Annotated in this window: 13 protein-coding genes; 9 read left to right on the top strand and 4 right to left on the bottom strand. The window is 69.2% G+C overall.

The window, feature by feature from the left end; translation table 11 throughout:
• The first annotated feature begins 43 nt into the window (after window positions 1–43).
• Both H6G99_RS05440 and H6G99_RS05435 read left to right on the top strand, forming a co-directional pair.
• A complete protein-coding gene (locus H6G99_RS05440; protein ID WP_190610398.1) occupies window positions 44–1,654 on the top strand; it encodes an ABC transporter ATP-binding protein in 1,611 nt (536 codons plus the stop codon).
• A gap of 23 nt (window positions 1,655–1,677) precedes the next feature.
• Window positions 1,678–2,202 carry a YqhA family protein gene (locus H6G99_RS05435; RefSeq protein WP_190610396.1) on the top strand — a complete coding sequence of 175 codons (525 nt, stop codon included), beginning with the start codon at window positions 1,678–1,680 and terminating at the stop codon, window positions 2,200–2,202.
• 4 nt (window positions 2,203–2,206) lie between these two features.
• Here the strand turns inward: H6G99_RS05435 and H6G99_RS05430 are convergent, their stop codons facing one another.
• The gene (locus tag H6G99_RS05430; RefSeq protein ID WP_190610546.1) at window positions 2,207–2,701 is read right to left on the bottom strand and encodes a DoxX family protein; all 495 of its coding nucleotides are present in this window, start codon (window positions 2,699–2,701) and stop codon (window positions 2,207–2,209) included.
• A gap of 143 nt (window positions 2,702–2,844) precedes the next feature.
• Here H6G99_RS05430 and glgX point away from each other — a divergent pair, with 143 nt between their 5' ends.
• Entirely contained in the window at window positions 2,845–5,007 is a 2,163-nt protein-coding gene (gene glgX / locus H6G99_RS05425; RefSeq protein WP_190610394.1) for a glycogen debranching protein GlgX, read from the top strand.
• On the opposite strand, the gene H6G99_RS05420 is transcribed toward glgX, so the two are convergent.
• Both H6G99_RS05420 and H6G99_RS05415 read right to left on the bottom strand, forming a co-directional pair.
• Window positions 4,913–5,893: a VOC family protein gene (locus H6G99_RS05420; protein ID WP_286190991.1), complete on the bottom strand. Its 981-nt coding sequence runs from the start codon at window positions 5,891–5,893 to the stop codon at window positions 4,913–4,915. The two genes, glgX and H6G99_RS05420, sit on opposite strands and share 95 nt — an antisense overlap.
• A gap of 30 nt (window positions 5,894–5,923) precedes the next feature.
• Complete coding sequence (locus H6G99_RS05415) at window positions 5,924–6,790, bottom strand: DMT family transporter (protein ID WP_190610393.1); 867 nt, start codon at window positions 6,788–6,790, stop codon at window positions 5,924–5,926.
• 233 nt (window positions 6,791–7,023) lie between these two features.
• On the opposite strand from H6G99_RS05415, the gene H6G99_RS05410 reads away from it, so the two are divergent.
• Window positions 7,024–7,830 (top strand): SDR family NAD(P)-dependent oxidoreductase, encoded by an 807-nt coding sequence (locus tag H6G99_RS05410; protein WP_094585754.1) that lies wholly within the window; start codon window positions 7,024–7,026, stop codon window positions 7,828–7,830.
• An 11-nt stretch (window positions 7,831–7,841) separates the two neighbouring features.
• Here the strand turns inward: H6G99_RS05410 and H6G99_RS05405 are convergent, their stop codons facing one another.
• Entirely contained in the window at window positions 7,842–9,245 is a 1,404-nt protein-coding gene (locus H6G99_RS05405) for an NAD(P)/FAD-dependent oxidoreductase (RefSeq protein ID WP_094585753.1), read from the bottom strand.
• A gap of 196 nt (window positions 9,246–9,441) precedes the next feature.
• Here H6G99_RS05405 and H6G99_RS05400 point away from each other — a divergent pair, with 196 nt between their 5' ends.
• The 5 genes from H6G99_RS05400 to H6G99_RS05380 are packed head-to-tail and all read left to right on the top strand — an operon-like array spanning window position 9,442 to window position 13,793.
• A complete protein-coding gene (locus H6G99_RS05400; protein ID WP_015110318.1) occupies window positions 9,442–9,939 on the top strand; it encodes a DUF2231 domain-containing protein in 498 nt (165 codons plus the stop codon).
• A complete protein-coding gene (locus H6G99_RS05395; protein ID WP_190610391.1) occupies window positions 9,939–10,562 on the top strand; it encodes a DUF2231 domain-containing protein in 624 nt (207 codons plus the stop codon). Before H6G99_RS05400 ends, H6G99_RS05395 begins: the two co-directional genes overlap by 1 nt.
• A 12-nt stretch (window positions 10,563–10,574) precedes the next feature.
• Window positions 10,575–11,513, top strand: coding sequence for a cytochrome c oxidase subunit II (locus H6G99_RS05390; RefSeq protein WP_190610389.1), 939 nt, complete (start codon window positions 10,575–10,577; stop codon window positions 11,511–11,513).
• A 4-nt stretch (window positions 11,514–11,517) separates the two neighbouring features.
• Window positions 11,518–13,188 (top strand): cytochrome c oxidase subunit I, encoded by a 1,671-nt coding sequence (locus H6G99_RS05385; RefSeq protein ID WP_190610388.1) that lies wholly within the window; start codon window positions 11,518–11,520, stop codon window positions 13,186–13,188.
• Window positions 13,185–13,793, top strand: a complete 609-nt coding sequence (locus H6G99_RS05380; RefSeq protein WP_190610386.1) for a cytochrome c oxidase subunit 3 — start codon at window positions 13,185–13,187, stop codon at window positions 13,791–13,793. The genes H6G99_RS05385 and H6G99_RS05380 overlap by 4 nt, the downstream gene beginning before the upstream one ends.
• Window positions 13,794–13,796: the final 3 nt, after the last annotated feature.

Genomic DNA, 13,796 nt, shown 5'->3' with positions numbered 1-13,796 from the left:
TTGCGCATTCGGCCATCCAGACTGGGCGCCGCCGGTGTCGTCCATGGCCCTGCCCGCCCCGTCCCAGCCTGCGGCCCCGGTGCTGCGGATCGGTGGTCTGCAGGTGCGCTACCCGGGCAGTGAGCGGCCCACCCTCGATGGGCTCGATCTGACCCTCAGCGCCGGTGAACGGCTGGCCCTGGTGGGCCCCTCGGGCTGTGGCAAGAGCACCGTGGCCCGGGCCGTGCTGCAGTTGCTGCCCCCGGGAAGCAGCTGCGACGGCGAGCTGCTGCTGGCGGGCCAGGACCCCCGGCGGCTGAGGCGCGGCGCCCTCAGGCGGCTGCGGGGCGAGGCGGTGGGCCTGGTGTTCCAGGACCCGATGACCCGGCTCAACCCCCTGCTCACCATCGGCGAGCACCTGCGCGACACCCTGGCCGCCCACCGCGGCGGGGGGCGGGAGCGGGCCCGGGAGCTGCTGGCCCGGGTGGGGATCGCCCCGGAGCGCTACGGCAGCTTCCCCCACGAGTTCAGCGGCGGCATGCGCCAGCGCCTGGCCATCGCCCTGGCCCTGGCCCTGCAGCCGCCCCTGGTGATCGCCGACGAACCCACCACCAGCCTGGATGTGGCCGTCGCCGGACAGGTGATGGCCCAGCTGAGCGAGCTCTGCACCGAAACCGGCAGTGCCCTGCTGCTGATCAGCCACGACCTGGCCATGGCCGGCCGCTGGTGCGACCGCATCGCCGTGCTCGATCAGGGCCGGCTGGTGGAGGAGGCCCCCAGCCACCGGCTGCTCACGGCCCCGGCCTCGCCCCTGGCCCAGCGGCTGGTGGGCGCCGCCCGGGAGCGGGAGGGCGGGCGCAGCGAGGCCCCCGCCGCCGCGCCGGTGCTGCTGGAGGTGGAGGAACTGCGCAGCTGGCACCCGCTGCCCTCCCTGCCCTGGCAGCCGCGCTGGATCAAGGCGGTCGACGGGGTGAGCCTGACCCTGCACGAGGGGGAAACCATCGGCGTGGTCGGGGCGTCGGGCTGCGGCAAGAGCAGCCTCTGCCGCGCCCTGATGGGGCTGGCGCCGGTGCGGGGCGGGGCGGTGCGGCTCCAGGGGGTCGACCTGCGGCGCCTGGGGGGACGGCCCCTGCGGCGGGCCCGGCGCCGGCTGCAGATGGTCTTCCAGGATCCCCTGGCCTGCCTCAACCCCCAGATGACCGTGGGGGAGGCGGTGGCCGATCCCCTGCTGATCCATGGGCTGGCCGGCCGGCAGGAGGCCCGCCGCCGCGCCAGGGAGCAGCTGGCCCTGGTGGGGCTGAATCCGCCCGAATCCTTCGAAAACCGTCTGCCCCGCCAGCTCTCGGGCGGCCAGCAGCAGCGGGTGGCCATCGCCCGCGCCCTGATCCTGGACCCCCAGGTGCTGCTCTGCGACGAGAGCGTCAGCATGCTCGACGCCGAGGTCCAGGCCGACGTGCTGGCCCTGCTGCGCCGCCTGCAGGGCCAGCTCGGCCTGGGCATGCTGTTCATCACCCACGACCTTTCGGTGGCCGGCGGCTTCTGCCACCGCGTCCTTGTGCTCGACGGCGGCCGCGTCGTCGAGCAGGGGGCCGGGGCCGAGCTGCTGGCCCATCCCCAGGCCGCCATCACCCGCACCCTGGTGGAGGCCTGTCCGCGCCTGCCGCCCCTGCCCTGACACCCCTTCCACTCCTGCCCGCCATGCTGCGCCGCCTGCTCGTCCGCGCCCGCTACCTCACCCTGGTGCCGATCCTGGCGCTGCTGGCCAGCTGCCTGGCCCTGTTCATCCGCGGCAGCCGGCTGATCCTGGAGCAGTTGCGGCTGGCCCTGGTCAGCATCACCGACCTGGTGGACCTCAACCGCTTCGAGATGGACATCCTCGAAGGGATCGACCTGCTGCTGGTCGGAACGGGCTGCCTGGCCCTGGCGATCGGCATGTACTCGCTGTTCATCAGCGAGCTGAAACTGCCGAAGACCCTCAGCTTCCGGAACTTCCACGAAGTGAAGGGCATGTTCGCCAACTTCATCATCCTGGCGATGGCGATCTCCTTCCTCGAGCTGCTCAACAGCTTCGACGCCGAGGACCTTGCCCACTCCGTCGCCGGCTCTGACATCTTCCTGGCCGGCGCCGGCATGGCCGTGGTGACCCTGGCCCTGCTGGCCTTCAAGTACTGGGGTGGCGAGCGGGAGGACCATCACCCCACGGCAGCGCCTGAGCGCGAGTGATCCCTCAGAGAACCGCGCCCAGCAGGTCGGCGATCAGCAGGTTGTCGAGGGAGAGGAGGCCGCCGCCGGAGGTGATCAGCACCAGGCACATCACCACATACATGGCCGCCTTCTCCCAGCTGGGCGGCTCGCCCACACCCATCGGTCCGGCGTAGTCACCCTCGGGAATCTGATAGGGATCCGGGGCGATGAACGGGAACCCGGAGACCAGCTCCAGCACCATGGCGTAGGCCATCGACACCAGGATCGCCAGGGCCGCCAGGGGGGTGAGCAGGCCAGGGATCAGGGCGATCCCGGCGCCCCACATCGAGGCCGCCGAGAGGAAGCAGAGCCATTCCGGCGTCTTCATCGCCGTGGACCAGGTGCGCAGGTTGCGCAGCTTCGGCCAGCCGTGGCGGATGAAGGCCACCCCCACGAACAGCCGCAGCACCAGCAGCGCGGCGCCGGCCGCCAGCGAAGGGCCGGTGGGCACGAGCAGGGTGACGATCTCGAGATCCATCGGCGGGCGCACCAGCTGGAGGGCTTGCCGGCTCACCGTAAGCAGGGTCGACGGACGGCGCCGCGGCGGGGCCGGGCGAAACCGGGGGTCCTGGCCATCATGCGGTGGGCGGGCCCCCTGTCCCCTCCACCCCTGCCGACGCCATGACCTCATGCACGGCGGCCCTGCCGTCCCCGGGCAGCAGTGCCCCCCTGGGCGCCTCGGTCAGCGAGGGCGGGGTCAACTTCAGCCTCTATGCCCGGCGGGCGACGGCGGTGGAGCTGTGCCTGTTCGCGCGCGTCGACGATGCCGTGCCCAGCCAGCGCCTCCGCCTCGATCCCGACCGGCACCGCACCGGCGACTACTGGCACTGCCGGCTGGAGGGGATCGGGCCGGGCCAGCCCTACGGCTGGAGCGTCGAGGGACCCCGGCTGCCGCAGCTGGGGCTGCGCTTCGATCCGGCCAACCTGCTGCTCGATCCCCATGGGCTGGCCCTGGCGATGCCGCCGGGCTACGGCCGCGCCCCCGGCCGCAGCAGCTCCGGCGACTGGGGCACCGCCATGAAGAGCGTCGTGGCCGACCCGCGCGCCTACGACTGGGAAGGGGATCGGCCCCTGCACCGGCCCTCCCGCGAGACGGTGATCTACGAGCTGCACGTGCGCGGCTTCACCGCCCACCCCAGCGCCGGCCTGCCGCCGGAGCAGGTGGGCACCTACCGGGGCCTGATCAGCAAGATCCCCTACCTCCAGGACCTGGGCATCACGGCGGTGGAACTGCTGCCGGTGTTCGCCTTCGATCCCCTGGCGGCCCCCGCCGGCCTGCTCAATTACTGGGGCTACCAGCCGGTCTCCTTCTTCGCGCCCCATCCGGGCTACGCCTGCAGCACCGATCCCCTGGCGGTGATCGACGAATTCCGCGACCTGGTCAAGGCGCTGCACCGCGCCGGCATCGAGGTGATCCTGGATGTGGTGTTCAACCACACCGCCGAAGGGGACGCCGAAGGGCCGGCGTTCTGCTTCCGGGGCCTGGCGGACGGCGACTACTACCTGCAGAACGGGGACGGCACCTACATCGACGACACCGGCTGCGGCAACACCTTCAACGCCAACCACCCGGTGGTGCGGCGCCTGATCCGCGAAAGCCTGCGCCACTGGGTGCAGCACCTGCATGTCGATGGCTTCCGCTTCGATCTGGCCTCGGTGCTGGACCGGGACCAGACCGGCCGACCCACCCCCCTCTCGCCGGTCCTCTGGGACATCGACACCGATCCGGTGCTGGCCGGGACCAAGCTGATCGCCGAGGCCTGGGATGCCGCCGGGCTTTATCAGGTGGGCAGCTTCGTCGGCGACAACTGGCAGGAGTGGAACGGCCGCTTCCGCGACGATGTGCGCCGCTTCATCAAGGGGGACGGGGGCCTGGCGGCCAGCGTCGGCCAGCGGCTGATGGGCAGCCCCGACATCTACGGCCACAAGCAGCGGGAGGCCGAGGCGAGCGTCAACTTCATCACCTGCCATGACGGCTTCACCCTGGCCGACCTGGTCAGCTACAACGCCAAGCAAAACGGGGCCAACGGCGAGGGCAACCGCGACGGCAGCGACGACAACGCCAGCTGGAACTGCGGCATCGAGGGGGACACCAGCGACGCCGAGGTCCTGGCCCTGCGCGCCCGCCAGAGCCGCAACCTGCTGACCATGCTGCTGCTGGCGGTCGGCACGCCGATGCTGGCCATGGGCGATGAGCTCGGCCGCAGCCAGCAGGGCAACAACAACGCCTACGCCCAGGACAACCCGATCAGCTGGCTCGACTGGTCGCTGCTTGAGCGCAACGCCGACCTGCACCGCTTCGTGCGGGAGCTGCTCGCCTACCGCCAGCGCCGCGACGTGGTGATCAACGCCCGCAACCTCAGCCTCGGCGAGCTGGTGCGGCGCCATCACGTCCGCTGGCATGGGGTCGAGCCCGACCAGCCCGACTGGAGCGAGAGCTCCCGCTCCTTCGCCACGACGATCACCAGCGTCGACCACCGTTTCCGCTGGCACGCCATGGTCAACGCCTGGTGGGAGCCGCTGCGCTTCCGGCTGCCCGCCGCCGAGGGCGACCAGCCGAGCTGGCGCCGCTGGATCGACACCTCCCGGCCCAGCCCGGAGGACATCGTGCCCTGGATCAGTGCGCCATCCCTGGAGGCGGACACCTACACCCTGGGCCCCCGCTCGATCGTGGTGCTGGTGGTGGGTCTCAGTTCTGCAGCAGCTGCAGGCGATGGCCATCCGGATCCGCCAGCTGCAGGGCCCGACCAGCCCCGAACCACTCCGCCTGATCCCCCAGCGTGATGATCCCTGGGGAGATCGGACGCCCGCCCAGGGCCACGGCCCGGTCGGCGACGGTCTCCAGGTCGGCCACCCGCAGGCGCAGCTGCCAGTGGGCCAGGTCCTGGAGGCCCTGGTCGGCGGGCATCGGCCTGCCACCGTTGGGTTCGCGGTAGTCGAGGCACTCGACACCGGCGCCGCTGGGGCAGCGGTGGCCGGTGATGCGCACCCGGGTGCCCGCCAGGCCATCGAGGCCGTCCTGCTCCGGGCCGCTGTTGACGCCGTCCCCGCCGGCGGCCAGGCCCAGCAGGGCTCGGTAGAAGCGGACGCTGGCGACCGTGTCGGCGATGCCGATGGCGCTGTGGTCGATGCCCAGCACCGGCCCGGGGGCGTCGCCATGCCAGCGGGCCTCCCCCTTGTCCGGCGGGAACTGCAGCAGCTCCAGGGGATGGCCGTCCGGATCACGGAACTTGAAGGCGACGATGCCGGCGGCGGCCGCATTCCAGTCCGGCAGCCGCTGGGGCGCCGAGGAGATCGCCGTGATCCGGCCGGCGGCGAAGGCCGGCTGCAGGGCCGCCAGGGCCGCCTCCATGCTGTTGACCACCAGGCAGGCGTGCTGGAACCAGCGGTCGTTGCTGCGGGATCCGGCCGGGATCGGCCGCCCCGGACGGGCACCGGGCCCCGGCGCCAGCACCTCGGTGAGCTCCAGCACCTCCGCGCCGATCGCCAGCCGCAGCACCCGGAGGTGGGCTCCGGGCAGGCCCACCAACCGGGCGTAGGGGCCGCCCTCCAGCACCACGGCCTCCCCCAGGCGCCGGAAGCCCAGGCAGGTCTCGAAGAAGGCGGCGCTTGTCTCGGCATCGGCCGTGGTGAAACCGAGGCTGTCGATGTGGGGAAGGGTCAGTGTCATTGGACAGCCAGAGTCATGGGGCAGCCAGAGTCATGGGACCGTTGGGGGCGGGTTCTGCCCCACCAGGCTCAGCACCCCACCGACACAGATCAGCACCGTTCCCACCACCACACCGGCGTTCGGGATCTGGCCGAACCAGATCCAGCCGATCAGGCCGGCGAAGACCACGGAGGCATACTGAAACGCCCCGATCGCACTGGGATCGGCATAGCTGTAGGCGCGGATCAGCAGAAACTGGAAACTGAGCAGGCAGAGGGCCGAAGCCAGCACCCACAGGAACTGATCCGACGTGATGGCATGGAAGCGCCCCACCATCATCAGGCTGGAGACCAGACCGCCGATGGTCAGAAAGTAGACGAGCTGCGTCAACGCCGACTCGCTCCTGCCCAGGGCCTTCACCGCCAGAAACTCAATGGCGCAGACAAATCCGGCCGCCAGGCCAAGCAGATCACCGGGTTTGTCCAGGAGACTGGCATTGGGCTGAACGACGATCACCATCCCGGCGAATCCCACCGCCAGGGCCTTCCAGAGGCTGGCAGGAATGCGCTGCCTGAGCACCAGCCAGGCCAGCAACGGGATGAACATCGGCGTCGTGTTCAGCAGCACATTGGCATTGACAAGATTCACCAGCTGGGCCGCCGACATGAACAGCAGAAAGCCGCCCATGCCCATGCCGCCACGCAGCAGGTGAAGGGGAAACACCCGCGTCGGCAGATCACGGCCGCCGCGCACGACCAGCAGGGGAATCAGCAGGAGCAGCGCCAGAATGAACGTCAGCCAGGTGAACATCAGGGCGTCCATGCCGCTGCCCACCGCCCGCGCAAACGCGCTCTGCAACGTGTTGGCCAGGAAGGCCGCCACCAGCAGGGCCGCGCCCCGGGTCACCGAAGGGCGCACCGACCCGTTCCGGTTCCCGTTGCTGTCCGGCCCCTGCAACGCCTCGCCGTCCATCGGGCTGGTTCCACTCGCTTTCGCCACAGACTAGGGGCCATCAGGAGTGGCGCCACGGTGACCGCATCCTGGTGATCAGTTGCCGATGCTGACAGCAACAATTCACTGGGCCGTTTCGGTGGCCGTCCCTAGGATGAAAGCGTGGAGATCCCTCCCCATTCCTTTCCCGGCCCCACCCGATGACGAGCTCCAACCCCCTGGCCGGCAAGGCCCTCTCCACCCTGCTGCAGGGCAAGGTCGCCATCGTCACCGGTGGCAACAGCGGCATCGGCAAATCGATCGTGGAGTATCTGGCCGAACTCGGCGCCAAGGTGGTGATCGATTACCGCTCCCATCCCGAAGCCACCGAAGAGCTCGAGCGTGAAATCGGCGCCTATGGCGGTAGCAGCTTCGGGGTTCAGGCCGATGTGGGCAAGCTCGATGACCTGCAGCGCCTGGTGGACACCACCGTGGAGAAATACGGTCGGCTCGATGTGATGATCAACAATGCCGGCATCGAAACCCGCACCTCGATCCTCACCACCACCCCGGACAACTTCGACAAGGTTCTGGATGTCAACCTGCGGGGCGTCTTCTTCGCCACCCAGTTCGCCGCCAAGCAGATGATCGCCCAGGGCGGCGGCGGCCGCATCATCAACATCTCCTCGGTGCACGAGGACTGGCCGATGCCCGACAACACCCCCTACTGCTGTGCCAAGGGCGGCGTGCGCATGCTCACCCGCACCGCGGCCCTGGAGCTGGCGCCCCACGGCATCACCATCGTCAATGTGGGCCCGGGAGCCGTGGCCACGCCGATCAACGACTCCACCATGAACAATCCCGAGCTGCTGGCCAAGCTCAACGCCGCCATCCCGATGGGCCGCATGGCCCAGCCGGAGGAGATCGCCAAGGTGGTGGGCTTCCTGGCCAGCGACGCCGCCAGCTACATCACCGCCACCACGATCTTCGCCGATGGGGGCCTGATGCACAGCAGCCCCGGCCTCTGAGGCGCCCCCCTTCAGGCCGGCGCAGGATCCTCCGCCCGTTCGGCCCGTTCCAGCCCCACCTCCACCCCCAGGTGCTGGTCGGGCCGGCCGGTGATCAGCAGGCTGGCCCGCTGCTGGGTGGCGATCACCCACAGCCACTTGGTCAGCAGGGTGAGGCGGTTCTCGTTGGCGGGCATGAAGGCGAGGTGGGCCAGGCCCCAGAGCAGCCAGCCCACAGGCCCGGTGAACTTCAGGCCCCGCAGATCGGCGACGGCGCAGAGGGGACCGATCACGGCCATGCTGCCGAAGTCGAACCAGCGGAACGTGGCCTGGCGCCGACCCGCCAGCTGGGCCAGCAGGTCCTGGGCGACCCAGCCCCCCATCTGCACCGCCGGGCCGGCCATGCCCGGCAGGGGCTTGCCGTCGGCCGTGTGGGAATAGGAGCAGAGGTCGCCCACCACCCGGATCTCGGGATGGCCGGCGATCGAGAAGTCCGGCTCGACCACCACCCGCCCGCCGCGGTCGACCGTGCAACCGGTGCGCTCCGCCAGCAGCTTGCCGAGATGGGAGGCCCGCACCCCCGCGCTCCAGCAGATGGTGGCCGCCTCCAGCACCCGCTCGCTGGGCGTTCCCGGCGCCGGTGCCTTGAAGGCCACCGTGAGCCGGCCCGCCTCGATGCTCTGGACCCGCCCTCCCAGCACCAGCTCGACACCGCAGGACGTGAGGTAATCGCCGGCCGCTTTGGACAGCGACGGGTCCATGGCCCGCAGCAGCCGATCGCCGGGGTCGACGAGCACGACGCGGCAGAGCCCGGGGTCCAGCTGGCGGAAGTCGCGCTGGGCCGCGTGGCGCATCAGCTCGTTGATCGATCCGGCCAGTTCGCAGCCGGAGGGGCCGCCGCCGACCACCACCACCGACTGCAGAAAGCGGCAGCGTTCCGGATCCGGGGTCTGCTCGGCCTCCTCCAGGGCCGTCAGCACCCGCCGCCGGATCTCATCGGCGTGCTCGAGGATCTTCATCGGCGGCGCCAGTTCCCGCCACTCCTCATGGCCGAAGTAGGTGCTGCCGGAGCCGGTGGCCAGGATCAGGCTGTCGTAACGCAGGCGGCGATCGTTGAAGACCACCTCCCGGGAGGCGGCATCCAGATCGACCACTTCTCCCAGCAGCACCTGCACGTTGGCCGCCTTGGCGAGCAGCAGCCGCAGGGGCGTCGCCACATCGCCCTCGGACACCAGGCCGGAGGCCACCTGATACAGCAGCGGCTGGAAAAGATTGAAATTTCGCTTGTCCACCAGGGTCACCCGCACCGGCTGGCCGGCCAGCCGATGGGCCGCCTTGAGGCCGGCGAAACCGCCGCCCACGATCACCACATGGGGCCAACTCTTCATCACGGCTTCGCTCGGCTCCAGCTCGAGGAAGAAGCGTTCCTTCGCCATCGATGCGGTCCGCGGGATGTCTGAAAGGTAGGGGCAATCCCTCGCCCGGCGGGCACGGCCCCACCGGGAAGCCTCCCTGGCGCGGGTCTTCGGCGCCAGGTGGGGGTATCGCCACAGGGCTGTAGCAAAAGATCACAGAGCCAGGACAGCTCTCGGGGTCCGGCCATGGTGAAGGGGCACAGCGTGGCCGGTGCCCATGCAGCAACTGCTGCCAGCCCTCAATGACCACAACCTGCCCTGGATGGACACCCTCCATCCGATCGTGGTCCACTTCGTCATCGCCATGGCGGTGATCAGCGTGGTCTTCGATCTGATCGGTGTCGTGCTGCGGCGGCCGAATCTGTTTGAAGTCAGCTTCTGGAATCTGCTGTTCGCCACCGGGGCCATCTTCGTGGCGATCATCTTCGGCCAGGTGGAGGCCGGCCTCGCTGATCCGTACGGCGCCTCCCGGGCAATCCTCAACCTGCACAGCACCCTGGGCTGGTCCCTGGCCGGCATCCTCTCGGTGCTCACCGGCTGGCGCTACGTGTTGCGCAACCGGGACCCCGAGACCCTGCCGCTGCCCTTCCTGGCCGCCGGCGGGGTGCTGGCCGCGCTGGTGGTGGTGCAGGTCACCCTGGGCAACCAGCTGATCTGGGTATATGGCCTGCACACGGTGCCGGTGGTGGCCGCCGGACGGGCCGGGTTGATCTGATGGCCCTCTCCATGCTCCCGGCCGAGGCCCCGATCCAGCAGCTGGGCGACTGGCTGGGGCCCAACGACCTGCCCTACAGCCTGCCGATCCACCCGAATCTGGTCCACTTCACGATCGGCCTGTTCGTGATCGCCATCGCCTTCGACGTCGTCGGCGCCCTCTATCCGATCGAGAAGCGGGTGTTCCGCTTCCTGGCCCTGCCGATCACCCGAGCCGGCTTCCACGACGTGGGCTGGTACAACCTGCTCGCCTGCGCCATCGTCAGTTTCTTCACCGTGGCGACGGGCTTCTTCGAGATGCTGCTGGCGGTGCCGATTCCCGGCGTCACCAGCAGCATCGGCCTCCAGAGCATGGAAACCATGCTCTGGCATGGCGTCGGCGGGGTGGCGATCCTGCTGGCGATCATCGCCATGACCGTCTGGCGCGGCTACCAGCGCTTTCTCTGGCGCCGGGACATGGGGCGCCAGGTGCAGTGGCTCTACCTGCTGGTGGGCCTGGCCCTGTTCCTGGTGATCGGCCTGCACGGCACCCTCGGGGCCGAACTGGCGGCCGAATTCGGCGTCCACATCACCGCCGACCAGCTCCTGGCCAGCGGAGCCGATCTCCGCGACGCCCTTCGCTAGGGCCCCCTCCCCATGACCTCCTCCACCCCACGCGGCCCCGGCCCCATCGCCCTGGCGGCCCTGGCCGTCTGGATCGGCCTGCTGGCCCTGATCAGCTACTGGGTAGCCGGCGCCTCCCTCCGCTGGCTGCCGGTGCAGGCCTCCAATGCCGCCCCGCTGGTGGATGGGCTGTTCAGCTTCGAAACCGGGGTCGGCACCTTCGTGTTCCTGGGGGTGATCTCGGTGATGGCCTGGGTGATGCTCGTGCACCGGGCCGAGAAGTACGACGAAAGCGACGCCGAGCCGATCGAGGGCAACACCCGTCTCGAGGTGGTCTGGACCGCCATCCCCCTGGTGCTGGTGATGGCCATCGCCTGGTACGCCATCCAGGTGAACACCGAGCTCGGCGTGCTCGGGCCGATGGAGCACATCCACCTGCGCAGTCCCCAGGAGCAGCAGGGGGGGTACCCCGGCGACCGGCTGCCGGCCGAGCAGGTGGAGGTGATCGCCCGGCAGTGGTCGTGGGAGTTCCGCTACCCCGGCGAGCAGGTCTCCAGCACCGAGCTGCACCTTGAGCTGGATCGGCCAGTCACCTTCCGCCTGGTCTCCGAGGATGTGCTGCACGGCTTCTTCATCCCGGCCTTCCGGCTCAAGCAGGATGTGATCCCGGGCCGGGCGATCGATTTCAGCCTCACCCCCACGCGCGTCGGGCGCTACCGCCTGCGCGATTCCCAGTTCAGCGGCACCTGGTTCGCCGCCAACCAGGCCGATGTGGTGGTCGAGACCGCCGAAGACCATGCCGCCTGGCTGAAGCAGGCCGCCGCCGCCCCCCTGCAGCGCGGCCTCAGCGTCGCGGCCGACGAGTACGCCGAGCGCCAGACCAATCCCCGCGGCGGCTGGCCCACGGTGGTGCCGGCCCCCCCGCCCCAGGTGAACGCTCCCGGTTCCAGCTCCCTTCCCCACGACGCCTGAGGCCATGACCAGCACCGCCCTCTCCCCCGAACCGCCCGCCTCCTGGCGGCGTTACTTCGGCTTCAGCACCGATGCCAAGGTGATCGGCATCCAGTACATCGTGGTGGCCTTCTTCTTCTTCCTGGTGGGTGGCCTGCTGGCCATGATCATGCGGGGCGAGCTGATCACACCGGAGGCCGATCTGGTGGATCGCACCGTGTACAACGGTCTCTACACGATGCACGGAACGATCATGCTGTTCCTGTTCATCTTTCCGGTGCTCAACGGGCTCAACAACCTGTTGATCCCCACCATGATCGGTGCCCCCGACATGGCCTTCCCCCGGCTCAACACCGCCGCCTTCTGGCTGGTGCCGGTGTTCGGCATCCTGCTGATCGCCAGCTTCTTCGTGCCCAGCGGCCCGGCCACCTCCGGCTGGTGGTCCTATCCGCCGGTGAGTCTCCAGAACCCCCTCGGCCACCTGATCAACGGCGAGTTCCTGTGGGTGCTGGCGGTGGCCCTCTCCGGCATCTCCTCGATCATGGGGGCGGTGAACTTCGTCACCACGATCCTGCGGATGCGGGCGCCGGGCATGGGTTTCTTCCGCATGCCCGTGTTCTGCTGGACGGCCCTGGCCGCCCAGACCCTGCAGCTGATCGGCCTGCCCGCCCTCACCGGCGGCGCCGTGATGCTGCTGCTGGATCTCAGCGTCGGCACCTCGTTCTACAGGCCGGAAGGGGGCGGCGATCCGGTGCTGTATCAGCACTTCTTCTGGTTCTATTCGCACCCGGCGGTGTATGTGATCATCCTGCCGGTGTTCGGCATCTTCTCGGAGCTGTTTCCCGTCTATTCCCGCAAGCCCCTGTTCGGCTACGTCTATGTTTGCCTGGCCTCCTTCATCATCGTCGGCCTGGGGTTGATCGTCTGGGTGCACCACATGTTCCCCAGTGGCGTCACCCAGTGGATGCGCAACCTGTTCATGGTCACCACGATGCTGATCGCCGTGCCCACCGGTGTGAAGGTGTTCGCCTGGCTGGGCACCCTATGGCGGGGCAAGATCCGGCTCACCACCCCGATGCTGTTCTGCCTGGGTGGCCTGTTCAACTTCGTCTTCGCCGGCATCACCGGCATCATGCTGGCCACCGTGCCGATCGACATTCACGTCAGCAACACCTACTTCGTGGTGGGTCACTTCCACTACGTGATCTATGGCGCGGCCGTCATGGGTGTGTTCGCCGCCATCTACCACTGGTTCCCCAAGTTCACCGGCCGCATGCCCTACGAGGGCCTCGGCAAGCTGCACTTCGTGCTCACCTTCATCGGCGCCAACCTCAACTTCCTGCCCATGCACCCCCTCGGCCTGATGGGCATGCCCCGGCGGGTCTCCTCCTACGACCCGGAGTTCGCCTTCTGGAACGTGCTGGCCAGCCTGGGGGCCTTCCTGCTGGGGGTCTCGATCATCCCCTTCCTGCTCAACATGATCAGCTCCTGGGCCCGGGGGCCAAGGGCGCCGCACAACCCCTGGAACGCCATCGGCCTGGAGTGGCTGCTGCCGTCACCCCCGGCGGAGGACAACTTCGGTGAGCACGTTCCCACCGTGATCAGCCGCCCCTACGGCTACGGCACCGGGGAACCGCTGGTGGAGCACCAGGCGGAGATCGAGCGCGCCCTCACCCTTCAGGAGGCCAACCGATGAGCAGCACCCCCGCCACCCCCGGCGACACGGCCGCGACCCACGCCCACGGCGCAGGCCAGCACGCCAACCACAACCTCACCGGCTTCATCATCTTCCTGTGCTCCGAGAGCGTCATCTTCCTGGCGTTCTTCAGCGGTTACGCCCTGCTGCGGCTCTCCGCCCTCGACTGGCTGCCCGCCGGCGTGGACGGCCTCGAATGGCGCCTGCCGCTGATCAACACGGTGGTGCTGGTCTCCAGCTCCTTCACGATGGTGGTGGCCGAGCATTTCAAGGGCAAGGGGAAGATCTGGCTGTTCCGGGGCTTCTGGCTGCTGACCATGGCCATGGGGACCTATTTCCTCTACGGCCAGGCGGTGGAGTGGCGCGGCCTCAGCTTCGGCTTCACCTCCGGCACCTTCGGCGGCACCTTCTATCTGCTCACCGGCTTCCATGGCCTGCATGTGCTCACCGGCATCCTGCTGATGGGCCTGATGCTGGCCAAATCCTTCGTCCCCGGCAACTACGACCGGGGTGAAGAAGGCGTCATCGCCACGTCCCTGTTCTGGCACTTCGTGGATGTGATCTGGATCATCCTGTTCGTGCTGCTCTACGTCTGGAGAGCCTGAACC

The sequence above is a fragment of the Synechococcus sp. FACHB-909 genome (genome assembly GCF_014698945.1).
Lineage (GTDB): Bacteria > Cyanobacteriota > Cyanobacteriia > PCC-6307 > Cyanobiaceae > Cyanobium.
The sequence above is the reverse complement of the archived record's forward strand: the minus strand, read 5'-3'. Positions and strand labels throughout refer to the sequence as shown.

Coding starts and splice junctions, on each gene's coding strand:
- H6G99_RS05440 (WP_190610398.1), top strand. CDS start 44: ATGGCCCTGCCCGCCCCGTCCCAGCCTGCGGCCCCGGTGCTGCGGATC.
- H6G99_RS05435 (WP_190610396.1), top strand. CDS start 1,678: ATGCTGCGCCGCCTGCTCGTCCGCGCCCGCTACCTCACCCTGGTGCCG.
- H6G99_RS05430 (WP_190610546.1), bottom strand. CDS start 2,701: ATGGATCTCGAGATCGTCACCCTGCTCGTGCCCACCGGCCCTTCGCTG.
- glgX (WP_190610394.1), top strand. CDS start 2,845: ATGACCTCATGCACGGCGGCCCTGCCGTCCCCGGGCAGCAGTGCCCCC.
- H6G99_RS05420 (WP_286190991.1), bottom strand. CDS start 5,893: ATGACACTGACCCTTCCCCACATCGACAGCCTCGGTTTCACCACGGCC.
- H6G99_RS05410 (WP_094585754.1), top strand. CDS start 7,024: ATGACGAGCTCCAACCCCCTGGCCGGCAAGGCCCTCTCCACCCTGCTG.
- H6G99_RS05405 (WP_094585753.1), bottom strand. CDS start 9,245: ATGGCGAAGGAACGCTTCTTCCTCGAGCTGGAGCCGAGCGAAGCCGTG.
- H6G99_RS05400 (WP_015110318.1), top strand. CDS start 9,442: ATGCAGCAACTGCTGCCAGCCCTCAATGACCACAACCTGCCCTGGATG.
- H6G99_RS05395 (WP_190610391.1), top strand. CDS start 9,939: ATGGCCCTCTCCATGCTCCCGGCCGAGGCCCCGATCCAGCAGCTGGGC.
- H6G99_RS05390 (WP_190610389.1), top strand. CDS start 10,575: ATGACCTCCTCCACCCCACGCGGCCCCGGCCCCATCGCCCTGGCGGCC.
- H6G99_RS05385 (WP_190610388.1), top strand. CDS start 11,518: ATGACCAGCACCGCCCTCTCCCCCGAACCGCCCGCCTCCTGGCGGCGT.
- H6G99_RS05380 (WP_190610386.1), top strand. CDS start 13,185: ATGAGCAGCACCCCCGCCACCCCCGGCGACACGGCCGCGACCCACGCC.